This window comes from Clostridium aminobutyricum (assembly GCF_017255415.1).
In the GTDB taxonomy this organism is placed as follows: domain Bacteria; phylum Bacillota; class Clostridia; order Peptostreptococcales; family Anaerovoracaceae; genus Aminipila; species Aminipila aminobutyrica.
Genome location: NZ_JAFJZZ010000010.1, coordinates 1 through 24,834 on the forward strand (window position 1 = coordinate 1; position 24,834 = coordinate 24,834).

Genomic DNA, 24,834 nt, shown 5'->3' on the forward strand with positions numbered 1-24,834 from the left:
GGCTGACATCAAGATGTCAGCCTTTTATGTTTGGAAAAGGGTCTTTAGAGAAAAACCCTGTCACCTTATAGATTTAAAAGACCCGCACCTTGTGCATTTGTTGGCACTTCACTTAAAGGTACGGCACTGGACATGAGGATTCTTTTAACTTGTGCCGGTGATAGCTTTGGATAGGCTGCATGCAGGCACGCAGCAGCACCGGCAACTGCGGGAGCAGACATAGAGGTGCCGGACTGTCTCAAATACTGTTTACCGGTATTTGCGGACAGGGAAAGGATCTCTACACCGGGGGCAACTATGTCCGGTTTGGTCGTTCCGTTTGCGGTGGGGCCCCTGCTTGAGAATTCCGGAATGGACCATTTCCAAGAATCAGAGTCTTTTCCTTTATCGTAAGCTGCAGAGCCCACCGTGATCACGTAGGGGCTGGTTCCCGGTGAGGAGATCGTCCCGCCCTCAGGCCCGCCGTTTCCGGCAGCGGTTACCACTGTAATCCCTTTGTTCACAAGGGCATTTGCACCTAAAACTAAGGGATCCGCTACATCGTCAATGCCGTCTCCGTTTATGTCAAAGCTGGTCGCATCAATACCTAAGGAAAGGTTCACAACGCGAATATTGTATTTAAGATGGTTATCAGCAACCCATTGCATAGCCGCTAAAATATCTGAAGTACTCCCATTGCCTTCTTGATCTAAAGCTTTTAACGCCACGATTTTTGCATTGGGGGCTGTTCCCATGCAAGCGATGTTACACACTTGCTCCGGTGAAAGCATTTTGAGCAATTCAAAAATATCCGGACCGCCCAATAGATAGCCGCTTCCTGCCGCGATTCCGGCTACATGCGTTCCGTGTCCGTCATCGTCATAAGGAATAAAAGCATTATTGACAAAATCTTTAAAAGCAAGGATTCTGTTGGTAGGCTTGATCACATCATAATGAGGAGCTAATCCCGTATCTATAATAGCAATCGTAACGCCGTCTCCCCCGCAAGAATTGCTGAACGTGCATTTTGTTGCTTTCGGTTTGGAACTGTTAAGCTTTTTAAAAAGCTTTGATAAATTATTATTTAAGCTTGAAATACCGAATCTGGAAAGCTCGGTTTCTGTATCGGTTTCGGGAATCGGAAGCTTTGAGACAACCGCATCCTTGGATATCAGAGCAATGTCCGCATTGCATTTTATATATCCAAGTTTTTTAGCGGGGACCTCAACACAGAGTGCATTAATAAAAGGTAATTCATATTTAATTGTTCCGTAATTCTCGAGTACACAATCTCTTATAGAATCAATCGTACGTTTTGAATATATAATCACGGGCATTGTGCCCTTGCCTGATTTCATAAGGAACCTCCTTGTTGAACATTCCATATCGGAATGGATATATCATAGTATGCAGAAAGATTCTATTCTGTTAGCGCAGCTTATTGATTGGCGGGAACGTTTAGTGAATAAGTTTACGGGTAAAGATAATAAAAATAGAGATCATTTCATACCACATCAAAGTAAGGCTATACCAATACAGTGATACAATTTTAAAATGTATATAATAAATATACGATTAATAAAAACAAAGAAAAGAATAGTTTTGGGGGTTTTGCATATACCTAATTAAAAAGCGGGAGGGAAAAAATGAAAAATGTAAAAGCTTTCGTGATAAGTCTACTGATCAGTTTAGGAATAGGGGCCTTGTCAGGATTTTTGACCAGAAATTCGATGGAACTTTATAATCAGCTGATTATACCGAAATATGCACCGCCAGGATTTGTATTTCCGGTTGTGTGGACAATACTATATACATTGATGGGAATTTCTGCATATTTGGTTTTTATTTCAAATTCACCTTATAAAAAGAAGGCCTTACTTATGTACGCTCTTCAGCTTATGCTAAACTTTATATGGCCGATTATTTTTTTCAATTTAAAAATGTATTTTCCGGCTTTTTTTGTATTATTGCTGTTGTTAATTACTATTGTGCTAATGATAAAGCGTTTTTATAGAGTAAACAAAACGGCGGCGTTCTTACAGATTCCTTATTTGTTATGGATACTATTTGCCACCTATTTAAACTTTGAAATTGCCATGTTTAATTAAAAGATAAAGCAAGAAGAGGCAGGAAGAATCATTCTGCCTATTGCTTTTTAGTTGGGGTTTACAGGATAAAGACAAAATCATATTGACAAACAAAAAGGAATCAGTTATAGTCTAATTCGTATAAAACAAATACGTTTTATATATTTAACGTGATCGAGCGAATAAAATAAATTACATAAATAAGCAATAGTACCTTACAAATTTGATAATGAAGGGGAGAAACAGAATGATTGTACTAGAAAATATAAGCAAAACTTTCGATACTGAGAAACAGACCGTTTATGCAGTGAATAATGTTTCTCTTACCATTCAGCAAGGTGAAATTTATGGTATCATCGGTTTTTCCGGAGCCGGTAAATCAACCTTGGTTCGGTGTATCAATCTGCTTGAAGTTCCCACATCAGGAAAGGTTTTCGTAAATGATACAGAGTTGACAGGGTTGTCTGAAAAAGAGCTGCGCAAGGCCCGAAAAAAAATTGGTATGATCTTTCAGCAGTTTAACCTCTTCGCGTCTAGAACCGTGTTTCAAAATATTGCCTACCCGCTGAAAAGCAGCGGACTCACGAAAAGCGAAATTCGAGCGAAGGTGTATTCCTTATTGGATTTGGTGGATTTAAAGGATAAAGAAACAGCCTATCCTTCTCAGCTTTCCGGCGGTCAGAAACAGAGAGTCGCCATAGCCCGTGCCCTTGCCAACGATCCTCAGATCTTGCTTTGTGATGAGGCGACCAGTGCACTGGACCCTCAGACGACACTGTCCATTTTAAAGTTGTTGAAAAAATTAAATCAGGAGCTGGGACTGACTATCGTGATCATCACGCATGAAATGCAGGTCGTAAAAGAAATTTGCGATAAAGTAGCCGTCATGGAAAAAGGAAGTGTTGTAGAAAAGGGAGATGTTTTTTCTGTATTTGCAACGGCAAAGCAAAAAATCACTCAAGATTTTATTGATACAACGTCTAATTTATCTAAAATTTATTCGTTGATAGAGGAAGAAGCCCCTATAACAAACTTAAAGGCAGGGCAGTGCATTTTAAAACTGAAATATTTAGAGAGAAATGTTTCGGAAGCGCTGATATCCCAAATATCAAGACAGTTTCATATAGATGCAAATATTATCTTTGGAAACATTGAATTAATCGGCGAAGAGCCGCTGGGCGGTTTAGTAGCAATCATCAGCGGTGAAAAGCAGAATATCGACGAAGCGATTTCTTATCTGCAAAGTAAAAATGTTGGAGTGGAGGTGATTTTAGATGCAAGAACTCTTACTTAATCTTATTCCAAATGTGATGTCAAAGCTGCCGGTGTTTTACGCGAGTATTGAACAAACGCTAATCATGCTCGTTTGGTCCGGATCGATGTCCTTCCTTTTAGGACTTTTATTTGGGATGGCGATTACAGTGACAAAGAAAGACGGCGTTTTAGAAAATGCGTTTATTTATCAGATTCTCGATAAAACAACGAATTTTTTCCGTTCCATTCCTTTCATTATTTTACTGGCAGCGTTGGTTCCTTTGACCAGATGGATTGCAGGAACTGCCATAGGTGTTGAAGGTGCTATTGTTCCGTTGGTATTTGGAACGGTTCCCTTTTTTACCAGACAAATTGAAAGTGCACTGGCGGAAATGGATTATGGTTTGATTGAAGCAGCTCAATCCATGGGATCAAGTCCGATAGAAATTATCTTTCGCGTTTATTTAAAGGAAAGTGTGGCAGCAATCACCAGAGCAACCACAATCATGTTGATTTTTTTGATTGGATTGACGGCCATGGCAGGAGCTGTGGGAGCTGGAGGGCTTGGAGACTTCGCTATAAGATTTGGGCATCAACGAAACCAAATCGATGTCACCTATGTCACTGTACTGGTGCTTGTTCTCCTTGTTACGTTGATTCAAATTACAGGAAATTTCATTGAGAGAAAGAGTACGCACTAGAATAAATATAAAATGTTGTATAGGAAAGGAAGATAAGATGACCAAAGAAGAATATCGAAATTGGATATCTGAGTATTTGGATATCGGAAAAGAAGTGTTATATCTGACACAAGAAGATGTTCGGAAAATACCCCTCTCACCAAGTGAGGTGCTGGAACTGACCGAAAAGGCCCTAATTGCTTATAGTGCAAAAAAGACCGATATGCCTGCCAAAATAGGAATTCATCCTTTACCGGAGACCTTTTTCCATGCGATGCCGGCTTACGTTCCGGAAGCTTATGCGGCAGGGATTAAGTGGGGCTCTTGTTATCCGGAGAATAAAAAACGCTATGGATACAGTCAGGCAAACGGCTTAATCCTATTTAACGACCATTTATCGGGGGTTCCCCTTTCTATTCTGGATTGTATCTATGTCACGGAAATTCGAACTGCGGCGGTAAGCTATGCCTCTGCGAAAGTATTGGCGGATTCCAATGCAACGACCTTCGGAATGATCGGCTGCGGTGTAGAAGGCAGACAACATGTGAAAAACATCAGTGACGTACTTCCAAAATTAGAGAAAATCATCATTTATGATATTTGGGAAGAAGCTGCCGACCGTCTCATTCAAGACTTCCAACCGGAGATTCAGGCAAAGATCATAAAGGCAAAGTCCTTTGAAGAAATTGCGAAGAGTTCAGAGGTTCTGACTTCGGCGACGGTTATCACTGAAAAGCCGGAACCTAAGATTAAAGATGAATGGATCGGCGCAGGGCAAACCCTTCTATTGTGCGATTGCCACTCGCTCTATGAAGACAAAACCATTAAACGTGCGGATAAATATTTGGTGGATAGTATTGAACAGCATCAATTATTGCAAGGCTATGGTTATTATCCGGACGGGCTTCCGGCGATTTACGCGGAAACCGGAGAAGTGGTCGGCGGAACGAAGAAAGGCAGAGAGAGCGGAGATGAACTCATTGTGTGCAACAATGTTGGTATGGCGGTTGAAGATATGTTCGTCGTACGGTCGCTGTTTGACAGAGCCTTGGAAACCGGAATCGGACGAAAACTGCCGCTATAAATAGTAAATGTTTATATAGAAAAAGGAGGAAATGAAAATGAAACTTAAGAAATTATTGGCACTAGCTTTAGTGCTTACGTTAGCTGTGAGTGTAGCAGCCTGCGGAAAGAGTTCAAAAGACAGTGAAGAAAATGCTGACAAGGTAACCGTAAAGGTAGGGGTAGTAGGAGAAGACAACGCGATGTGGACTCCGATCATTGAAAACCTTGCCAAAGAAGGAATCGACGTTCAGCTGGTAAGCTTTTCCGATTACACCACACCGAACCAAGCCTTAGACAATGGTGAAATCGATCTGAATGCGTTCCAGCACCATGCGTATCTGGATAGTGAAGTACAAAATAACGGGTATAAAATTACCTCAATCGGCGATACGTACATCTCCGCGATGAATATCTATTCTAAGAATATTAAAGATATCAGCGAAATCAAGAAAGGGGATAAGATCGCCGTACCGAATGATGCATCCAACGAAGGAAGAGCGCTAAAGGTAGTGGCATCGGCCGGACTCATTAAATTGGATCCAAACGCAGGCGACAGCCCTGAATTAACAGATATTACCGAAAATCCGCTGAACCTTGAGTTCGTAGAAGTAGACGCTGCCAACGTGTATACTTTACTTCCGGACGTGGCTGCCGGCGTTATTAATTGCAACTATGCATTAGACAGCGGATTAAATCCGGGAAAAGATTCGATTTTCCATGATGATGTGAATTTTTATACCGGTAACAGCTATAACAATCTGATTGCTGCAAGAACGGAAGATGCAGACAATGAAGTATATAAGAAAGTGGTAGACGCATACCAGTCGGAAGAAGTAAAGGCCGTATTTGCGGATGTATTCAAGGGTGCATACATTGCAGCTTGGAAGTAAATTGATAATCGACTAAGAAAAAGGGGGATCAGTAATAAAATTTTTCTGATTCCCCTTTTGATTTCCGTAAAAATATCGTAAGATGGTCCTATGACGATTCAATTCAATGACTTTTTAGCGCGTGTAAGTTTTCTCAATTTTAATTTAATCAGGAGGAATGACTATGCCACAACTTTCAGATAGAACGAAAAATTTTACCGATTCGGTTATTCGGCGAATGACTCGGATCTCCTTGCAATACGATGCCGTCAATCTTTCTCAAGGATTTCCGGATTTTGCACCGCCCCGAGAGATTTTAGAGCGGCTGGCGGAGCTATCACCGGATGGCCCGCATCAATATTCGCTGACTTGGGGGGCACAAAATTTCAGAGAAGCACTTGCCGAAAAACAAATCCCGCGGATGGGCATTCCACTGGACCCGAACAGTGAGATGGTGGTTACCTGCGGAAGCACGGAAGCGATGATGGCGGCGATGATTACGGTAACGAATCCGGGGGATAAGGTGATTGTCTTTTCCCCGTTTTATGAAAACTACACAGCCGATACGATTTTATCCGGAGCGGAACCGATTTATGTTTCCCTGCACCCGCCTACTTTTGAATTCCGTGTAGATGAATTGGAGGCGGCCTTTAAACAGCGTCCCAAAGCATTGATTTTGTGTAATCCCTCTAATCCTTGCGGTAAAGTTTTCACCTATGATGAGTTGAAAATCATTGCTGATTTCGCAGAAAAATACGATACGTTTGTGATTACAGATGAGGTGTATGAGCACATCATTTATGAGCCGCACAAGCACGTGTATTTTGCCTCTCTTCCGGGTATGTTTGAACGAACGATTTCCTGCAGCTCTTTGTCAAAGACATACTCCATCACCGGATGGCGTCTTGGGTATATTATTGCACCGGCCCGCGTTATTGACGTCGCTAAAAAGGTACATGACTTTTTGACCGTCGGTGCGGCTGCACCGCTGCAAGAAGCGGCCATTGTCGGGCTCAAATTCGGAGAGGAATATTACCTTGACTTACAGAAGAAATATACACAGAAAAGAGAGTTGCTTATCAGCGGACTAGACTCCATTGGTATTACACATACAAATCCGGAGGGTGCGTATTATATATTGTTGGACGTATCTGAATTTGGCTATACAAACGATTTGGAGTTTTGTGAAGTACTTGCCCGGGAGGTAGGGGTTGGAGCCGTTCCGGGGTCAAGCTTCTTTAAAGAGGATATTCATCACTTAATACGGCTTCATTTTGCCAAAAAAGAGGATACATTGAACGAAGCATTAAACCGATTGCAGCATATTCGGACCAAGCTTTTGAAGTAAAAATACCCATAAAAGAAAATCTTGTTTATAATGGAAGAAATTCCTTTCCGTTGAGATCGCAGTATTTTTTGACGAAATGGCGTTTATTTGATATAATTATGTCGGTTGCGCAGACAATCTAGTATTGGGGAATAAAGGGAGGTCGCATTATATGGACTCAAAAAAGGTATTGATTATTGAAGATGAGAAGGCTATTTCAGATATCATCCGATTTAATCTGACGAAAGAAGGATTTGACGTAGAGGCTGCTTATGATGGGCAAGAGGGGTTAGACAAGGCCGTGAGAATGGAACCGGATCTGATCTTATTGGATGTCATGCTTCCTTTAATGGATGGATTTCAAGTATGCAAGCGTGTAAGGGAGTCCAGTGTTGTACCGATTATCATGCTGACAGCCAAGGAAGAAGAAGTCGATAAGGTTTTGGGACTGGAGCTGGGGGCAGACGATTACATAACAAAGCCTTTTGGTATGAGAGAATTGATCGCACGAATCAAAGCCAACCTAAGAAGAACGGATTTGACTGCTGGTGTAAAGGGTGAACCTTCCAATGTTCAAGACTTTGCTAATTTGTCCATAGATATGAACCGGTATGAAGTAAGAAAGAACGAGCAGGTTCTGGAATTGACTTTAAGAGAATTTGAACTGTTAAGATACTTGGCAGAGAGAGAAAATAAGGTGTTTTCGAGAGAGCAGCTTTTGGAAGAAGTATGGGGTTATGAGTATTACGGCGACATTCGAACGGTAGATGTAACAGTAAGAAGACTCCGGGAAAAGCTGGAGGACGATTCCAGCGATCCAAAGTATATTATGACAAAGCGAGGAATCGGATATTACTTTAGGAGGCCTTAATTGATGGATGTTAAAAACTTCGGCCGTAGTATGCGTTGGAAGCTCGTATTGATCTACTGTTTACTGGTTTTTATTGCGATGACCATTATTGGGGTCTTTATTATTAATCAGCTGGAAGCCTATTATATTGATTCCACAAAGAACAATCTGACGAATACCGTAAAAGAAGGTACGCTGATTACTTCGTTGAAGAGCTATAAAAACTTGAGCCAGCATCAACAGGAAATTCAGTCCAATATCGACGCGTGGAAAAAGACCCTGCAAGAGGACATTTTCGTGGTAGATGATAACTATATGATTGTTGCTTCCACCAATGTCAATCAAGGTCAAAGTGCCATTGATGTACTGGATTCAAAAATAATTCTAACGGCTTTAGACGGACAGGTATCACAGTCTCAAGGCAATATCATGAGTCAGAATTCAACTATTCCCGTCATGAATATGGCGTTTCCTATAGAACGTGGAGATATTATTTCGGGTGTTATTTATATCCGTGCAGACATGAGCAGTATTTATGAGAATATTACATACTCTAAACTAATTTTTGTAAAAGCGATGGCAATCGGCTTAGTGATTACCGTATTGCTTGGGGTTTTTATTGCAAGAAGCATCACAACGCCTATTAACGATGTGACGGAAAAGGCGGAGAAAATGGCCAAAGGCGACTTTTCGCAGGAGGTCAGCGTCAAATCAAATGATGAAATCGGTCGACTGGCAGAGATGTTCAATCTGCTCCGAACCCAGCTCGATGCGACGCTTTCGGAAATTTCCAGTGAAAAGAATAAAATGGAGACGATTCTTCAGCACATGGGCGATGGCTTGATTGCGGTGAACCTTTCCGGGCAGATTATTCATGCCAATCCGGCCGCATTAAATATGCTTCGGACGACGGCCGCAGAGCTGAACCTGCGAAGCTATGACAGTTTGATTCAAGAATTAAGTGAAGAACTGACGTTAGAGCAGCTCATGAAAAAATGTACAGAAGGAGATCTTTCAGGGATATTTGAAAAAGGCGGATTTACCTATGCCACCCGATATGATTGGTTTAAAGATGAAAGCGGGAATGACATGGGCATTATCCTGCTCCTGCAGGATATTACCCAGAGGCAGAAGCTGGAAAATATACAGATGGACTTTGTCGCAAATGTTTCTCATGAGTTAAAAACTCCGTTGACCACCATAAAAAGTTATACGGAGACGTTATTGGACGGCTGTGTGGAGGATGCAGAGACCGTAAGCAATTTCTTGGAAATTATCAATGCCGAAGCAGATCGAATGAATCGATTGGTGAAAGACTTGCTTCAGCTTTCCAGACTGGATAACAATCAAGAAATCCTCAATCGAAAAGAAACTAATTTGGTCAGCTTGATTAAAGCGGCAGTGAAGAAGGTTGAGATCACAGCGAACAATAAGAAACAACACTTAAATTGTTTGTTCAATCTAGAGGAGCGAATTCCTGTTGACATGGATAAGGATCGGATTGAACAAGTGATTTTGAATATATTGAGCAATGCCATCAAATACACAAAAGAGGGCGGAAGAATCGATATTGATGTGTTGAAACTGGGGAAAAATGCAGTGGTCACTGTTACGGATAATGGAATCGGGATCCCGGTAACGGAACAGTCCAGAGTATTTGAACGGTTTTTCCGTGTGGATAAAGCACGTTCCAGAGATCTTGGCGGTACCGGCTTGGGACTCGCTATATCCAAGCAGATCGTGGAAGCGCATCAAGGAACCATCAAACTGGAAAGTAAAGACGGCAAGGGAACAAAGGTTACTATTGCCCTTCCGCTTTCCTTAAAAAAAGGTGTTCGTAATATAGAGTAAAAAATCCCATATGAAAAATCAAGGCTGTCTTTAAAGGCAGCTTTTGCTCTTGCCGAGAGAAATTGTGCTTACGATAGGTAATCGTTCTATTTTCCTCTCTTTTTGAATAGTATAAAAATAGAGGGGGCGATTGTATGGAAAACCATGTTTTAAATATTGATAATCGTGAGCGGTTGACGGTAACGGAAGTCGCAGACGTAGACAGTTTCAATGAAGACACGATCTTAATTACGTTAAAAAACGGGGGATTAGTTGTAAAAGGACAAAAATTGCATATTCAAAAGCTCGATCTTGCAGAAGGAAAGGTGATTATCACCGGAGAGTTCAATTCGGCATCCTATACAGAGAAAAAGAATAAGAGTGAAAAAAGCTTGTTAAGAAGGATTTTAGAATGACGGAATCCGCTATTAGCGCAGGATTTGTGATGACTGACCTGATACGGTCTCAGGTTCTTGAGAGCGGCATAATGCTTTGTGCGGGGATGACAATCGCGTTGCTCTATCAGCTTTTTTGCCGCTTTAAACTATTGATTATAACGAGAAGATGGATGGCTGCCTTTTTTGAAATCCTCTTTTGGGTTGCAGCTGGTGTCATTACCAGCGAATTCTTGTATTACTGCAGTTTCGGAGAGCTAAGTGTACATGTAATATGTTCATTTATCGTTGGAGTTTTGTTGTGGACTTTTTTCTTTTGTGGTAAAATATCAAAGGGTGACTGCAAATGTTTAAACAAAGGAAAAAGAGAAGAAGCAGGGAATTCAAGAACTTAAACAAAGTAATCGATCTGGAGCAAGCCAGAGAAGAAAGAAGAAACAGAAGAAAAGAAATTGTTCAGAAGCGGCAAAGCAAAGATCGACCAAATGAGAAGGAAGAACTCTCCGAAAGAAAAATCGTTAAAAGGAATCGAAAGAGACTGATCTATATGGGGATATTGCTTGGCATTATCGCAGTTATAGGTGTCTCTGCTTTTCATGTCATTTCGCTGCAAAATGAATATAGAGACATCGTTGCTCAAAATAAAGAGCTGAAAGATAAACGGACTGAATTAAACGAAGAATTAGGGAAAGTAAATGATCTTGAGTATATAGAGCAGCAAGCGAGGGAACAGCTAAAAATGGTCAAGCCGGGTGAGGTCTTGTATATTCTCCCAGATGAGAATTCGACAGGAGCTGCGGTAAGTACAAAACCTGCTGTCACCGATACGCTGCCGGGCAGCGGCGGGGGAACGACTCAAGATAACACCGTGCCGGCTGAAGAGGATATTCTGTAAGCAGAGCTGCCGGAGAGCATGAGGTAAAAATGGAAAGCATCAAAGAAGTCATTGTAGTAGAGGGCAGGGATGATCAGGCAGCGATAAAAAGGGCACTTGATACGGAGACCATCGCTACCCATGGATATGGAATAAAAAAGTCAACATGGGAACTGATCGAAAAAGCTTATCTCACCCGGGGCATTATTATATTTACGGATCCGGATTTTGCCGGTGAAGAAATTCGAAAAAAAATAAAGGCGAAATTTCCAAATGCGAAAGAGGCCTTTCTATCCCGTGCCGATGCCACAAAGGATGGAGATATCGGAATTGAAAATGCTCGGCCTGAGTCGATTATTGAAGCACTGGAGAAAGCACAATGTACGATGGGACAAGTACTCATCGAATTTGACATGTCGGATTTAATACGCTATGGTTTGGTCGGCGGAAGCGGTTCCTCTGAAAAAAGGGCAAAGCTTGGCAAGGCACTAGGTATCGGATACGGAAATGGTGCTGCATTTTTGAACAAATTAAATCAATACGGTATTTCAAGAGAACAGTTTGAAGAAAAGGCACAACGGCTTTAGAACCGTATTAAATACGCATAAAAGAGGAGAAATGCATGAAATTATATGCACCATCAACCATTAAGCAAATTAAGGAACAATATGATTTTAAGCTGTCTAAAAGTTTAGGTCAGAATTTCCTGACAGATAAAAATATTATAGATAAGATCATCGAGGATTCTTTCATCGGAGAGGACGATTTGGTGATTGAAATAGGCCCGGGTATCGGTGTATTGACAGCGGCCGCCGCAGAAGTGGCAGGCAAAGTGATTGCGATTGAGATCGATCGAAATCTTATCCCGATTTTGAAGGATACGCTGACGGAATATGACAACATAGAGATCTTGAATCAGGATATTTTGAAGACGGATTTAAATCAAATCATTGAGAGCAATACAGAAATAGATGGCAGAAAGACAAAGAGCGTACGCATCATCGGAAATTTACCGTATTATATTACCACCCCCATTATCATGAAAATTCTTGAAGAGGGTGTAAAGGCGGATAGCATCACCATTATGATGCAGAAAGAGGTTGCGGACCGTATCAAGGCAGAAGCCGGCAAAAAGGCATATGGGGCGCTTTCGGTGGCTGTTCAATATTACTGCAGTGTTGCATCCGTTGCAAATGTACCGAAAGAAGTATTTGTTCCTCAGCCTAAGGTGGATTCTTCTGTAATAAGATTGGATATTCGAAAAGACAAACCGGTGGAGCTTTTTGATGAAAGAGTTTTTTTTGAGTGTGTAAGAGCAGGGTTTGGGCAAAGACGAAAGACGATGCTCAATTCGCTGTCGGGTGTATGTGGTTTATCGAAGGAAGCAATCGCTCAGGTAATGCAATCAATCCATATTGATTCAATGAGAAGGGCTGAGACGATGAATATAGAAGAGTTTGCATTATTGGCAAACGAAATTTACAATTACCAAAGGGGCTAAGCGGCAGCTTAGAAGGTAAAATGGGAAAAAGAAGAGGAAAAGGTAGTGGAAAAGTTAAAAGTATTTTATAAGAAATATTTGCATAATGCAGGGGTTTTATGCATTGTACTAGCATTTGTATTAAATCTTTTTATTGAATCGTTTGCTAGACATTCTTTGGCTGGCGGTTTATTGTTTTTTGTGCATTCTCCATTAGTGTTTATGTACAATGTGTCGATTATATTTACAACGTTAACCATAGGATTGATCATTAAGCGCAGAGTGTTTACGTATATTATAGTATCTATTTTGTGGGTAACCCTGGGGGTAGTCAATGGGGTCATTTTAAGAGAACGTATGACACCGTTTACCACAAAAGACCTCGCTGTATTTGATGATGGTTTATCCATCGTGACAAACTATTTATCGAAAGTTGAGATTGGTTTAATCATTGGCGCAGTTGTTTTAGTAATGATTGTTGTAAGCCTGCTTTTTAAGTTTGCACCAAGGAAAAAAGAAGCGATCAATTATAAGAAGAATTTAATCGTGCTGTTGGCCATCTGCCTAGGATTGGCGGGTGTTTCGGATTTAGCCGTAAAGACAAAAGTAGTGGATACGTTCTTTGGAAACTTAGCGTATGCTTATCGGGACTATGGCGTGCCTTATTGCTTTATTAATACATGGCTCAATACCGGGATTCGCAGACCTCCGGGCTATTCGGACCAGAATGTGCTCAATACCTTTAATAAAGGGGAATTGGGGCCGAATAATTATTCTCAGCCAACCGTGAAGGATGATGGAGAAACACATCCGAATGTAATATATTTACAGATGGAATCCTTTATTGACCCAACCATGGTGAAGGATTATACATATTCACAGGATCCGATTCCGAATTTCAGAGACTTATTGGAAAATTATTCGTCCGGTTATTTGACGGTACCGGCTGTAGGTGCGGGAACCGCCAATACAGAGTTTGAAGTGTTAACGGGAATGAATGTAAAATTTTTCGGCCCAGGAGAGTATCCCTATAAATCCATTCTTACCGAAGAAACCTGTGAGAGTATACCGTATGATCTGAAGAGTATCGGCTACTCTACTCATGCGATCCATAATCACAGAGCCGTTTTTTATGGAAGAAATGTAGTATTTAGGAATTTAGGATTTGATACCTTTACCTCTGTAGAGTATATGAATCACGTCGTTAAAACGCCAAAGAATTGGGCGAAAGACAGCGTATTGACGGAACAGATATTAGATGCACTGAATTCAACAAAATCCGAAGACTTTATTTATACTTGTTCGGTGCAGGGACATGGAAAATATCCAACGGAGCAGGTGATCCAAGATCCTGCGGTCCAAGTTCTTTCCGCACCGACGCAAGAGTTGAAGTGGCAATATGAGTACTATGTGAATCAAATATATGAAATGGATCAGTTTATCGGAAAATTAACGGAAATCCTTAAGAATTATGACGAGAAAGTGGTTCTGGTTATTTACGGAGATCATTTACCGGCCCTTGAAATGACAGAAGACGAGATGAAGGATGGTTCTTTGTTCCAGACACAATATGTGATTTGGAGCAACTACAAGATGAAGCAGGAAAACAAGGATCTGTCCTCCTATCAATTATCTGCTGAAGTATTTGACCGGTTGGGCTATCACATGGGCGTAACCACAAAATATCATCAGGAGTATAAAGACAGCCCGACCTATTTACGGGGATTGAAGATGATTCAATACGATATGCTTTACGGAAAGAATTATATTTTTAACGAGAAGAACCCGTATGAACCTATTGACATGAAGATGGGTGTGAAACCAATCAAGGTAGACGAAGTAGTGAGAGTTGGAGACAGCCTCTATATTAAGGGTGAAAACTTTACAGAATATAGTAAGATTTCTTTAGACGGCAAAATCTTGAAGACTATTTTCTTAGGGCCTTCGGTTTTAGGTTTAAAAGAAGAAGTGGACCCTTCTGCTGCAAGCAGAATGAAAGTAAGCCAAGTAGAAAAGAACAAAGAAATTTTAAGTACAACAGAATAGGAGTTCATATGGTGAAAACACTTGAGACGGAAAGACTAATTTTAAGGGCTTTTAGCAGAAAGGATGCAGAGGCGTTATTTGCCTATGCAAAGAACCCAAATGTAGGACCGCATGCGGGATGGAAACCCCATGCAAATGCAAGAGAATCCAGAAGGATCATCGTTGGTCTGTTCCTGTCCAGTCAAGTGTGGGCTATCGTAGATAAAGAAACGGGAACCTTAATAGGAAGTATCGGCTTAGAAGCCGATAAGAGAAGACCGGGAATTAACAGCAAGGAATTAGGTTATTCGTTGGCGGAAGAATACTGGGGAAGAGGAATTATGACCGAAGCAGCCAAGAGAGTAATCCAGTATGCTTTTGAAGAAATGCAGCTTGACATCGTCGCTATTTGCACCGGAACGTTCAATGACCGGTCGTCCAGAGTGATTGAAAAATGTGGATTTAAATATGAGGGGACAGAGCGGTATTGTTATCTGATATATGATGGAAACGTTAGAAGTTCTAAGTGCTATTCGCTTTTAAGAAGCGAATGGGAAGAACAAAATAATTAAGGTTGTGGTTGTATGCCAATAAAAGTGGAAGGGTTAACGAGAATTAAAGAAAAAGAGAAAATTTTCTCTGTCTTGCTGGAAGCCTTTGAACGATATCCCAGAGTATCCGGCGTTTTTCCGGATAAAGATCGCAGGCAGCTGGTGACAGAAGCCTCGTTAAGATATCATGCTTCTTATGATATGCGATATGGAAGGGCATATTCTTTAGACAGCAGTTGTAAAGAAGTTGTGCTGCTGTTAGACTCTAAAAAATTGCAGCATTCAAAGCTTCGGGAACTGCTGGCTGGCTGCAATTCTTCAAGATACAGATCGTTAATTCATCAATTAACCGAAGAAGAAAAGGCTTGCCGAACAGAACTTTTTCGGGAAATGGAAGAAATGCAGCGGGACTTGAGCTTTCCTGACCACTTTATTTATATTGATTTTTTAGCCGTCAGAACTCCTTATCAAAGGCAGGGCAGGGGGAAGATGCTGCTGGAAGAGATTATTTCATATTCGGAGAAAGTTCATCTTCCTCTCATGTTATTTACCGATGCGACAGAACAAGTTCATTATTATCAAAATCTTGGTTTTCGTGCTGTAGGCATAACCAGTTCAAAAAAATTTAAGTATATAAATACCTATCTTGTGAGGGAGGTTCACAGTGGCAACGATTAAAACAAATGCCGTAAGAAAGCTAGATGCGAAGAAAATAAAACATCAAGTATACGAATACGAAGCTCCTGAGGGATTTCTGGATGGTGTTTCCGTAGCAAAAGCAACCGGGATGCCGGTGGAACGAGTGTATAAGACCTTAGTGACTCAAGGAACCAGCAAAGAGCACTATGTTTGTGTAATACCGGTTGCCGAAGAATTGGACTTAAAAAAAGCAGCCAAGCACTTTGGAGAAAAGAAAATTGAAATGATTCCGGCGAAGGATATTACTGTTGTGACGGGATATATCAAAGGCGGCTGTTCTCCAATCGGTATGAAGAAGCAATTTAAAACGGCTATCGATAAGAGTGCGGAAAATATGGATCAAATTATCGTCAGTGCAGGGAAAGTGGGACTCCAGATGGAGCTGGCGGTAAGTGATTTATTGTCAGCAGCCAATGCAGAATTGGCCGATTTAATTGTTGAGAAGCAGTAGAGAGTCGATTCGGAACAAAGGAGAAAAAAATGACTGGAATATGGATTTTGATTGTTGGTTTGATTTTGCTGTTAATCGTCTTTTTTTGCGCGACAAAATCAGATAAAAAGAAACCATCAGCAGATATTTCTCCTGAACTACAGGCAGCCTTTAAATCTTTCGCGGAAGATGTGGTAAAACCGCTTGGGATAGGAATAGAGGAATCACGCATAGAAAATTTAAAGCTTCTGTCGGAAGTGCCTTTTGAAGATGGGGTCTTCCGGTACTATAGCTTTGAATACGGTATTATTCCAACGAATGCAGTGGAAAATGAACAAGGAATTGTACTAAACTCTCAAGAAATACTGGAACAGGCGGGGTTAGCCGGGAATCCTGTATTGCTTTATTTTGAAGTAAATAACAAAATCTCTGAGATATCCGTGCTGCCAGACAGCAGAATCGCAGAGGCTGGCTTTGTCGGGTACATAGAAAACCGATATGCCCATATAAAAGATTGGGAGATTAAAGAAGAGTACTCGTTTCTGATAGAAGATGATAAGTTTTCATTGTGGGAGAACTTGGCAGCAACTTCTTTGCTTTCGGAAGCGTCGAAGATACGGGAGCGTACGACACCTCCGCTGAGTTATTCCGCACAATATATAGATACTTGGGAAACAGAAGACATAGAAATTCAGTCCATGGTATTTTTTGAGGGTAAAAAAGAACTGATCTACTCCATGAAGACAACCAGCTCGAGGACAAGCACATTCAGGGGCATTTGTGTAGGCTGCTCGGTGGATGAATTAAAAGAAAAATACCCTAAGTTTTTATCTTACAGCGAATTGTTTATGGAAAAGGGCCCTTGTTATGGGTTTATTCCCAGAGATCAAACCGCTCGATATATTGCCTTTTTCGTAGATGAGAAAAAAGTCTGTGAGATTTGGATCGCCGACGCTTTTGATGAGAGATCCTTTGAGGAACAAAACGGATATGTGGACGAAGACATCGAATGGGTGAATTATGATTATTCGGATAAATTAACTGAACGATATGCCAGAGAGATTTATTTAGGAAAACATAGGGATGTTTTTGACCCATGGCAAGTTTTTCATAATTATATTATACATGAAATCGGTACAGCGGATATTACAGATAAGGGCTTATGGCGGGGCAGCGATGATGAAAAACTTTTTTTTATTGTTTATAGAGAAACAGCGATAGATAAGAAAACCGCCGTAGAAGTAAAAATGAAGAAAATTACGTTGGAGAAAACGACGAACAATGCGCAGATATGGGTAGTCACAAAGCATCGAAGACAAGAAGACTATAAGTGAAATAGTGGGCAGTTGCCCACTATTTCTTTAATCACTATACGTATGCAATGGTTTCGATTTCCACAAGAACATCCTTTGGAAGTCTTGCAACTTCTACAGCGGAGCGGGAAGGATAAGCCCCTTCACCAAAGTAATTGGCATAGATGGCATTCATTTTGGCGAAGTCATTCATATCTTTGATAAATACGGTTGTTTTTAATACTTTATCGAAGGAACTTCCGGCTTCTTCAAGGATTGCTTGAATATTCTTAAAAACTTGTTCAGTCTGTTCCTCAATGGTTGTACCAACAATTTCACCCGTTGCAGGATGTAAAGGAATCTGACCTGAAGTAAAAATTAAATTCCCGAAAATATTCCCCTGTGAATAAGGCCCGATCGCAGCAGGAGCTGCTGTTGTACTGACAATCTTTCTCATTACGATTTCCTCCCAATATTATAGCTTGTATAAATTTTTAAATAAAAAACAAGCAAAATGCAGATAAAAAGTTTATCTACTTTCCATTATATAAAGAAGGGCTGGAAGATTCAAGAAAAACGTTTCAGTTAATGATGTCTTATCGATGAAATGCTTCTATTCATATTGACCGGGATGGATATTTTAATAAGCGAGGAGAATTCAGATAAAATGAAAGAAATGAAAATTCTAGAAAAAAAGAACAACAAAAAGGCGCAGATAAAACCTTTATTTTCACACAGCATTTATCTGATTGGATTTATGGGCTGCGGGAAATCAACAGTGGCATCCTATCTAAGCGATTTGCTTGTTTTGGATATGGTTGAATTGGATGAGCTGCTTGCAGAAAAAGAAGGGTTGAGCATTGCGGATATTTTTTCCCAATACGGAGAAGAGTATTTTAGAGATCAAGAGAGCAAGCTGATTATGGACCTGGAAGGGGTAACGCAACGCATTGTCTCGTGCGGCGGCGGTGCCGTACTCAGAGAAGCCAATGTAAAAAGCATGAAGCAAAACGGACGAGTTGTTTTGCTGACCGCATCCCCGCAGACTATTTATGAAAGGGTAAAAAATACGGCAGAACGTCCTCTTTTAAATGACAATATGAGTGTAGAACATATTTCCGAGCTAATTGAGAGAAGACGTGAGAAATACGAACGAGCAGCAGACCTTGTTGTGACAACCGATGACAAATCGATTCCTGAAATTTGTCAGGAGATCATGGATAAAATGACTGAGCTGGAAGGTTAACAGTTGGATTATAGAACAATAAGAGAAAGAGGACTGAGGGATAGGAGGATTTCATGATAACTTATCGGGAACATATTACAGTGGAAGAATACAGCAGATTAAGAGAGGCTGTAGGCTGGCATAAATTGGACGAGAAACAGGCTGAAAGGAGCCTTCAACATTCTTTTTATTTGATTGCTGCGTATGAGGAAAACAGGGCGATCGCGTCTGCCAGGGTAATCAGTGATAGCGGCTATATGGCGTTGATTGCGGACGTTATGGTGGCTCCCGACTATCAGCGAAAAGGGATCGGCACGGAGATGCTGGAGAGAATCATGAAACACCTAGAAAGTTCTATTTCAGAGGAAGAAATCTTAATGATCAATTTAATGTCCGTTCCGGGTAGAGAAAAATTCTACAGTAAGTTCGGATTTGTGGAACGGCCGAATGAGACAATGGGTGCCGGCATGGTGAAGTGGCTTCATGTGTAACCTTTAAAAGGGAGAAACAATAAATCCAATAAAGAGAGTGTGAATGAATATGAACATAGTACAGGTAAGAAATATCAAGCTTGGTGAAGGGTTGCCTAAGATTTGTGTGCCGATTGTGGGGAGTACAAAAGAAGAAATCTTGCAGCAAGCGGAAGAAATCGTAAAGTTGGACATAGACATCATCGAATGGAGAGCAGATTGGTTTGACGGCGTGTTTGACGCTGAAGCAGTGCACGAAGTTCTTTGTGCATTAAGAAAGCTTCTTGAGGAAACTCCTCTTTTGTTTACTTTCAGGACAGCAAAGGAAGGCGGGGAGAAAGAGATTTCTTCAAGTGACTATTTAGACCTGAACAGGAAGGTGGCGGGAACAACGCTGGCCGACCTGATCGACGTGGAGGCTTTCTTTGAAGAGGAGACGGTCAGAACATTGATAAAACTCGCTCACGAAAAAGGGGTGAAAGTCGTTGCATCGAATCACGATTTTGAGAAGACCCCCGTTAAAGAAGAAATTATAAACAGGCTAAGGAAAATGCAGGAGTTAGGCGCAGATCTACCGAAGCTAGCGGTTATGCCTCAATGTAAGCAAGATGTTTTAACTTTGCTTTCAGCCACCTTAGAGATGCATGAAAAGTATGCGGACAGGCCGATCATTACCATGTCGATGGCAGATGACGGAGCGATCAGCCGGATGGTGGGAGAAATTTTCGGGTCTGCACTGACGTTTGGTTCAGCGAAAAAAGCTTCTGCACCCGGCCAGTGGGAAGTCAGTGAGCTAAAGCAGGTTCTGGAAATCATTCATAATCGATTAAAGGGATAAATATAAAAAGACTAGCATTGAGCTGACCTCCCAAAAGTTAGATTTTTAGGTCTACCTTTTGGGGATCAGTTCACGATTCAATCGTCGCTAGTCTTTTTTTATAACAGAAATAAAGCGGAAGACCCATGAAACAGCCATAAATCATTGGTGGTGTAAATGAACTGTAAATTTCAATGGGCTGCCGTCTTTATGAACTGTAGCGATTACAAATGCTTATAAGGAGGCCCTAAGCTCCTCAATGATCTGTTCGTTCTTTGTACTCCACCCATCCTGTCCGGTAAAGTATTTTGCGGCTTCGGTAGCTTGAGCAACCAGCATGGAGAGTCCGTTTGCATGAGGAATTCCCAGATCTTTTGCCTGCTTTAGAAGTGTCGTATAATACGGATTGTATACGACATCAAATACGCCGGAGCAAAGAGGAAAGTCTCTGAGATCAATCAAGGAACCGCCCACATTGGGAAACATGCCGATGGGGGTTGTGTTTATGACGATTTCCACATCCCTGTGAAGGGATAAGTTTTCGTAGTTGGTGGTAGTGCAGGAAATCGCCTGACCCCTTGCAATAAAGGTATCTTTCTTATCGGCTGAGATTTTTCTCGATCCGATGATGACTTCCTTTGCACCGCTGTCAAGAACGGCTTTTAAAATCGTTTTGCAGGTTCCGCCGTCACCGAGAATTAATATTTTTTTGCCCTCAAACGTAATATGTGCCATTGCTGCGGCCTGCAGAAAACCGATATAATCCGTATTGGTACCGCAAAGGCGGCCTTCCGGATCAAAGTACAACGTATTGACTGCTCCGATCTCCTGTGCAAGGGGAGAAACATAGTCGCAATAGGGAATAACGGTTTCCTTGTAGGGAATTGTTACATTCAGCCCGTCAAATTTTCTTTCTTTCAGAAACCGATCTAACTCTTCTACGGTTAGCGGAATCAGTTCGTACGAATATGCTTTCAGTTTTTCATGTATTATTTTGGAATAGCTGTGACCCAGCTTCGCTCCGATTAATCCGAACATGATGTTAAACCTCGATGTAGCTTCCCAGGAATACGAATAATTCCGGTTCTTGTTCCAGTTCACAAAGGAGACTGATGACCTCCGACGAATATAAAGACGCTTCCATGTCGAAGTAAAACATGAACTCGAAGTCGCTTCCCGGAATCGGCCTGGATTCAAGTTTCGTTAAATTCAGACCTAAAGCAGAAAATTTAGCGATCATATGGTATAACGATAAGGGACGATGCGGTACAGATAACATCAAACTTAATTTATTGGAACCCGGATAGATTTCAAGATTCTTGGAAATACAGATAAAACGAGTATAGTTGTTATCACTGATTTGAATGTCTTCTGTCAAGATATCAAGCTGATATAATCCCGCACAGTTCTTAGAAGAAATGGCAGCGACATCGTGGCGGTGGCTGTTGGCCACTAGTTCTGCAGCCATTGCTGTATTTTCGCATACTGTGACCTTTACGTCTTTTAAGCCCTTCAGAAACTCAGCGCATTGACCGATGGCCTGCTCGTGAGAATAAATTTCCCTGATGTCGGAAAGTTTCGTACCGGGCTTTACAAGGAGAGCATGAGAAATTCGAAGCTTGATACCACGGGCAATATGGAAATTGTAATTTTTCATTAAATCATAGACTTCACCCACCGAACCGAAAGAACTGTTTTCAATAGGAAGAACACCATACTGGCAAAGTCCTTTTTCTACTGCATTGAACACATCCTTCCAACTGTTAAAATACATGATGCTGGGGAACTCAAACAGCTTGTCGGTTGCGATCTGAGAATAAGCGCCGGGAATGCCTTGACAAGCAACCACCGCTTTTTTCGGAAATAGATTCGGCGTTTCTGCCAGAGCAGTTTCGATCCTCTTTTTCAACTCCGTTTCAGGATGTAAGAATCTGGTTTGATAGGAACGGCTGAGATCAAAAACGGTGTTAAATAGGATTCGGACATAGCCTTCCAGCTCTTCGCCGGACTGATCGGAAACTCTGGTGAGGATATCTTTTTCTCTTGCAGAATTCAAGACAGCGGAATTAGAGCCCAACTTTTCTTCTGCGATTTTCTTGACTACTTGCATTCGCTGAGTGAATAAGTCCACCACCTGTGTATCGATCGCATCAATTTCTTTTCTCAATTCTTCTAAATTCATTTTTAATAATCCTTTCTTGTGACGATATGTTAGCATTTATGAATTCATCTCCCTTTCGGAGTTCCATTCAAAAATAAATCCAGCAATCCGATCGCTGTAGCTGCTTCTACAACAGGCACTGCACGAAGAACAACGCAAGGATCGTGTCTTCCTACTATTTCCAGTTGTTCATCGGTGCGCTTGCTTAAGCTTACAGAATCTTGTTTTTTTGAGATGGAAGGAGTGGGTTTAAAGGCCAATCTGCAGATAATCGGCATGCCGGAGGATATACCGCCCAGGATGCCGCCATGGTGATTGGTTTTTGTTTTAACCGTATTTCCATCCATATAAAATGCATCATTATTGACAGAACCGCGAAGTTTTGTGCTTTCAAATCCTGCACCGAATTCGACTCCTTTGACAGCCGGAATGCCGAAATAAATGGAGGATAGAAATCCCTCGATGCCGTCATACATCGGACCGCCGATTCCAACAGGAAGGCCTAAAGCACAGCATTCCACGACTCCGCCTACAGAATCCCCTTCCGCCATAGCGGATTGGATAACTTCTTTCATCTTCTCTCCTTGGATTTCATCTAATACCGGGAAATCACTGTTTTTCAGCGCATTTAAAGAAGATACGGCGATGTTTACCGGATCAAAAGGGGTATCATGCACCTTTTCAATGGAAGAAATGTGAGCACCAATTTGTATTCCGTGCTCCTCTAAAAGCTGCAAGGCAATCGCACCTGCAATGCAAAGAGGGGCGGTGAGCCTAGCCGAGAATGGACCGCCGCCGGCCATATTGACCGACTTTCCGAATTTAACCGAAGCGGTATAATCTGCATGAGCCGGGCGGGGGATATCACGATGCTTGCCGTAATCTTGTGATCTCGTATTGGTATTTTCTATAATAATGGTCAGAGGCTCTCCGGTGGTTTTGCCGCCATCAAGTCCCGCTTGAACGATTGGTTTATCCGCTTCCTTGCGAGGCGTCGCATAGATGCTGTTGCCAGGCGCTCTTCGCGCAAGAAATGCTTCCATTTTGTTAAAATCTATAGCAACACCTGCCGGAAGTCCCCGCAGGGTCACTCCTATAAAGGGCTCATGAGAGCCGCCGAATATCGTCACGCTGAGGTTGCGGCCAAAAGTGGAAGCAACGCTATGGGTGTGCTGATTTACATTAGACAAGTTGGTATTCACCTCCTAAAGATGCAAAATCTTCAAAAAATGTCGGATACGATTTGTTCACTGCTTCCGCACCGTTTATGATGACCGGTTCTTCGCACAGGATGGAAGCGATCGCCATGGACATCACCATTCGATGATCGTTGTAACCACTCACCCGGCCGCCTTTCAATGTTCCTGTCCCCCGGATAATTAATCCATCGGGCAGTTCGGTCACATCCGCGCCAAGGATCTGCAAACAATCTGCCACAGCCAGTAATCGGTCACTTTCTTTGATTCGTAATCTGCCGGCATTGATAATGCGGGTGGTCCCCTTATGAGAAGCGGCTAATACGGATAAGATCGGAACCAAATCCGGAATATTAGAGGCATCGATGATGTGCTCCTCGGTGTCTGAAATGCTACGGTTCTTTTCGGTCGTTACAGCAGTCGGCTCGAGTTTTACCTTATGGTGATAGCTTTTTACGATATCCACAACAGCCTTATCTCCCTGGAACGAATCTTGAATTATATTTTCACACCGAAGTGCACCGCCTAGAGCACCGGCGACTACCCAAAATGCTGCATTCGACCAATCGCCCTCGGCCGTTACTTCTTTTGGGGCCCGGTATGATTGATTCCCTCTGATGTCAAAGGTATAGGCTTTTTTATCTTCGATGGAAGGTTCTTTCTTTATTTGTACATCAATGTGAATGCCAAAGGTCTCTAAAACCTTTAACGTGAGAATCACATAATCTACGGATTCCAATTTGGACGTGATAATGATTTTACTATCTTCTTCTAATAATGGCAGGGCGAATAACAAGCCTGTGATATATTGGGAACTCACATTTCCTGCTAATCTAAATTCACCGCCTCGAAGCCTGCCGCTGACGGTATAGATTTCGCGTGTTTCTTTCTCACCTGAAAAAGCAGGTGAGATAATCTGCTTTTCAAAGGTACAGCCGTGTGCTTCCATTTCTTCTTTCAGCGGAGAAAGCGGACGCTCCGGAAGTCTGCCTGACCCAAGGAAAACAGCCTTTTCTTTCAGCACCATTGCGATGGGCAGCAGAAAGCGCAAGGTTGAACCGCTCTCTTGGCAGTTCAGAATCGGCACTTCATCGTTCAATGACGATAAACAGTCTGATGTGGCCTTCAAATCTTCATTGGTATTTTTAATATGCACCATGCAAGGCTCTTTACAAAGAGCTGACGCAATTAAAAGCCGATGTGCATGGGATTTTGAGGTGATGGAATGAATCGTGCCGGATAAGGGCCTTGGATTTATTTTTACATTCATACTATTTC

27 protein-coding genes are annotated in these 24,834 nt (G+C 41.7%); 21 read left to right on the forward strand and 6 right to left on the reverse strand.

The features are described 5' to 3' along the window. Window positions 1-65: 65 nt before the first annotated feature. Window positions 66-1,337, reverse strand: coding sequence for a S8 family peptidase (locus tag JYB65_RS13960; RefSeq protein ID WP_206583310.1), 1,272 nt, complete (start codon window positions 1,335-1,337; stop codon window positions 66-68). A gap of 288 nt (window positions 1,338-1,625) precedes the next feature. Here JYB65_RS13960 and JYB65_RS13965 point away from each other — a divergent pair, with 288 nt between their 5' ends. From JYB65_RS13965 to JYB65_RS14050, 18 genes are all read left to right on the forward strand, one after another. After that, window positions 1,626-2,087 carry a TspO/MBR family protein gene (locus JYB65_RS13965; protein WP_206583311.1) on the forward strand — a complete coding sequence of 154 codons (462 nt, stop codon included), beginning with the start codon at window positions 1,626-1,628 and terminating at the stop codon, window positions 2,085-2,087. Between the two features lie 226 nt (window positions 2,088-2,313). Next, window positions 2,314-3,360 carry a methionine ABC transporter ATP-binding protein gene (locus tag JYB65_RS13970; protein WP_206583312.1) on the forward strand — a complete coding sequence of 349 codons (1,047 nt, stop codon included), beginning with the start codon at window positions 2,314-2,316 and terminating at the stop codon, window positions 3,358-3,360. Beyond that, window positions 3,341-4,021: a methionine ABC transporter permease gene (locus tag JYB65_RS13975; protein WP_206583313.1), complete on the forward strand. Its 681-nt coding sequence runs from the start codon at window positions 3,341-3,343 to the stop codon at window positions 4,019-4,021. The genes JYB65_RS13970 and JYB65_RS13975 overlap by 20 nt, the downstream gene beginning before the upstream one ends. Before the next feature lie 37 nt (window positions 4,022-4,058). Beyond that, a complete protein-coding gene (locus JYB65_RS13980; protein ID WP_206583314.1) occupies window positions 4,059-5,084 on the forward strand; it encodes an ornithine cyclodeaminase family protein in 1,026 nt (341 codons plus the stop codon). 37 nt (window positions 5,085-5,121) lie between these two features. Continuing rightward, window positions 5,122-5,955, forward strand: coding sequence for a MetQ/NlpA family ABC transporter substrate-binding protein (locus tag JYB65_RS13985; RefSeq protein ID WP_206583315.1), 834 nt, complete (start codon window positions 5,122-5,124; stop codon window positions 5,953-5,955). 163 nt (window positions 5,956-6,118) lie between these two features. After that, the gene (locus tag JYB65_RS13990; protein ID WP_206583316.1) at window positions 6,119-7,282 is read left to right on the forward strand and encodes a pyridoxal phosphate-dependent aminotransferase; all 1,164 of its coding nucleotides are present in this window, start codon (window positions 6,119-6,121) and stop codon (window positions 7,280-7,282) included. 151 nt (window positions 7,283-7,433) lie between these two features. Then, on the forward strand, window positions 7,434-8,132 hold the full coding sequence (locus JYB65_RS13995; protein ID WP_206583317.1) for a response regulator: 699 nt from the start codon (window positions 7,434-7,436) through the stop codon (window positions 8,130-8,132). Between the two features lie 3 nt (window positions 8,133-8,135). Then, on the forward strand, window positions 8,136-9,962 hold the full coding sequence (locus JYB65_RS14000; RefSeq protein ID WP_206583318.1) for a sensor histidine kinase: 1,827 nt from the start codon (window positions 8,136-8,138) through the stop codon (window positions 9,960-9,962). A 134-nt stretch (window positions 9,963-10,096) separates the two neighbouring features. Further along, entirely contained in the window at window positions 10,097-10,357 is a 261-nt protein-coding gene (gene yabP, locus JYB65_RS14005) for a sporulation protein YabP (RefSeq protein WP_206583319.1), read from the forward strand. Further along, window positions 10,354-10,731 (forward strand): spore cortex biosynthesis protein YabQ, encoded by a 378-nt coding sequence (gene yabQ, locus JYB65_RS14010; protein ID WP_206583320.1) that lies wholly within the window; start codon window positions 10,354-10,356, stop codon window positions 10,729-10,731. The genes yabP and yabQ overlap by 4 nt, the downstream gene beginning before the upstream one ends. Continuing rightward, on the forward strand, window positions 10,683-11,231 hold the full coding sequence (locus JYB65_RS14015) for an FtsB family cell division protein (RefSeq protein ID WP_206583321.1): 549 nt from the start codon (window positions 10,683-10,685) through the stop codon (window positions 11,229-11,231). The genes yabQ and JYB65_RS14015 overlap by 49 nt, the downstream gene beginning before the upstream one ends. 29 nt (window positions 11,232-11,260) lie before the next feature. Further along, window positions 11,261-11,797 carry a ribonuclease M5 gene (gene rnmV, locus JYB65_RS14020; protein ID WP_206583322.1) on the forward strand — a complete coding sequence of 179 codons (537 nt, stop codon included), beginning with the start codon at window positions 11,261-11,263 and terminating at the stop codon, window positions 11,795-11,797. Window positions 11,798-11,832: 35 nt separating this feature from the next. After that, the gene (gene rsmA, locus JYB65_RS14025; protein ID WP_206583323.1) at window positions 11,833-12,711 is read left to right on the forward strand and encodes a 16S rRNA (adenine(1518)-N(6)/adenine(1519)-N(6))-dimethyltransferase RsmA; all 879 of its coding nucleotides are present in this window, start codon (window positions 11,833-11,835) and stop codon (window positions 12,709-12,711) included. 45 nt (window positions 12,712-12,756) lie between these two features. Continuing rightward, entirely contained in the window at window positions 12,757-14,736 is a 1,980-nt protein-coding gene (locus JYB65_RS15005; protein WP_206583324.1) for a sulfatase-like hydrolase/transferase, read from the forward strand. Between the two features lie 8 nt (window positions 14,737-14,744). Then, a complete protein-coding gene (locus JYB65_RS14035) occupies window positions 14,745-15,287 on the forward strand; it encodes a GNAT family N-acetyltransferase (RefSeq protein ID WP_206583325.1) in 543 nt (180 codons plus the stop codon). 12 nt (window positions 15,288-15,299) lie between these two features. Beyond that, window positions 15,300-15,944, forward strand: a complete 645-nt coding sequence (locus JYB65_RS15235) for a GNAT family N-acetyltransferase (protein WP_206583326.1) — start codon at window positions 15,300-15,302, stop codon at window positions 15,942-15,944. Beyond that, entirely contained in the window at window positions 15,931-16,416 is a 486-nt protein-coding gene (ybaK, locus tag JYB65_RS14045; protein ID WP_206583327.1) for a Cys-tRNA(Pro) deacylase, read from the forward strand. Before JYB65_RS15235 ends, ybaK begins: the two co-directional genes overlap by 14 nt. Window positions 16,417-16,445: 29 nt before the next feature. Next, a complete protein-coding gene (locus JYB65_RS14050; protein WP_206583328.1) occupies window positions 16,446-17,729 on the forward strand; it encodes a hypothetical protein in 1,284 nt (427 codons plus the stop codon). 34 nt (window positions 17,730-17,763) lie between these two features. On the opposite strand, the gene JYB65_RS14055 is transcribed toward JYB65_RS14050, so the two are convergent. After that, window positions 17,764-18,144 (reverse strand): RidA family protein, encoded by a 381-nt coding sequence (locus JYB65_RS14055; RefSeq protein ID WP_206583329.1) that lies wholly within the window; start codon window positions 18,142-18,144, stop codon window positions 17,764-17,766. Between the two features lie 210 nt (window positions 18,145-18,354). On the opposite strand from JYB65_RS14055, the gene JYB65_RS14060 reads away from it, so the two are divergent. The 3 genes from JYB65_RS14060 to aroD are packed head-to-tail and all read left to right on the forward strand — an operon-like array spanning window position 18,355 to window position 20,220. Beyond that, the gene (locus JYB65_RS14060) at window positions 18,355-18,933 is read left to right on the forward strand and encodes a shikimate kinase (protein ID WP_206583330.1); all 579 of its coding nucleotides are present in this window, start codon (window positions 18,355-18,357) and stop codon (window positions 18,931-18,933) included. A 53-nt stretch (window positions 18,934-18,986) separates the two neighbouring features. Then, the gene (locus tag JYB65_RS14065; protein ID WP_206583331.1) at window positions 18,987-19,403 is read left to right on the forward strand and encodes a GNAT family N-acetyltransferase; all 417 of its coding nucleotides are present in this window, start codon (window positions 18,987-18,989) and stop codon (window positions 19,401-19,403) included. A 49-nt stretch (window positions 19,404-19,452) separates the two neighbouring features. Further along, on the forward strand, window positions 19,453-20,220 hold the full coding sequence (gene aroD / locus JYB65_RS14070) for a type I 3-dehydroquinate dehydratase (RefSeq protein WP_206583375.1): 768 nt from the start codon (window positions 19,453-19,455) through the stop codon (window positions 20,218-20,220). 213 nt (window positions 20,221-20,433) lie between these two features. Here the strand turns inward: aroD and JYB65_RS14075 are convergent, their stop codons facing one another. From JYB65_RS14075 to JYB65_RS14090, 4 genes are read right to left on the reverse strand one after another with little or no spacing between them, the layout of a single operon-like run. Beyond that, window positions 20,434-21,237, reverse strand: a complete 804-nt coding sequence (locus tag JYB65_RS14075; RefSeq protein WP_206583332.1) for a shikimate dehydrogenase family protein — start codon at window positions 21,235-21,237, stop codon at window positions 20,434-20,436. A 4-nt stretch (window positions 21,238-21,241) separates the two neighbouring features. Next, window positions 21,242-22,417, reverse strand: coding sequence for a bifunctional chorismate mutase/prephenate dehydratase (locus JYB65_RS14080; RefSeq protein ID WP_245156692.1), 1,176 nt, complete (start codon window positions 22,415-22,417; stop codon window positions 21,242-21,244). A gap of 8 nt (window positions 22,418-22,425) precedes the next feature. Further along, entirely contained in the window at window positions 22,426-23,550 is a 1,125-nt protein-coding gene (gene aroC / locus JYB65_RS14085) for a chorismate synthase (RefSeq protein WP_206583333.1), read from the reverse strand. Continuing rightward, a complete protein-coding gene (locus JYB65_RS14090) occupies window positions 23,543-24,826 on the reverse strand; it encodes a 3-phosphoshikimate 1-carboxyvinyltransferase (protein ID WP_206583334.1) in 1,284 nt (427 codons plus the stop codon). The genes aroC and JYB65_RS14090 overlap by 8 nt, the downstream gene beginning before the upstream one ends. Between the last annotated feature and the right edge of the window lie 8 nt (window positions 24,827-24,834).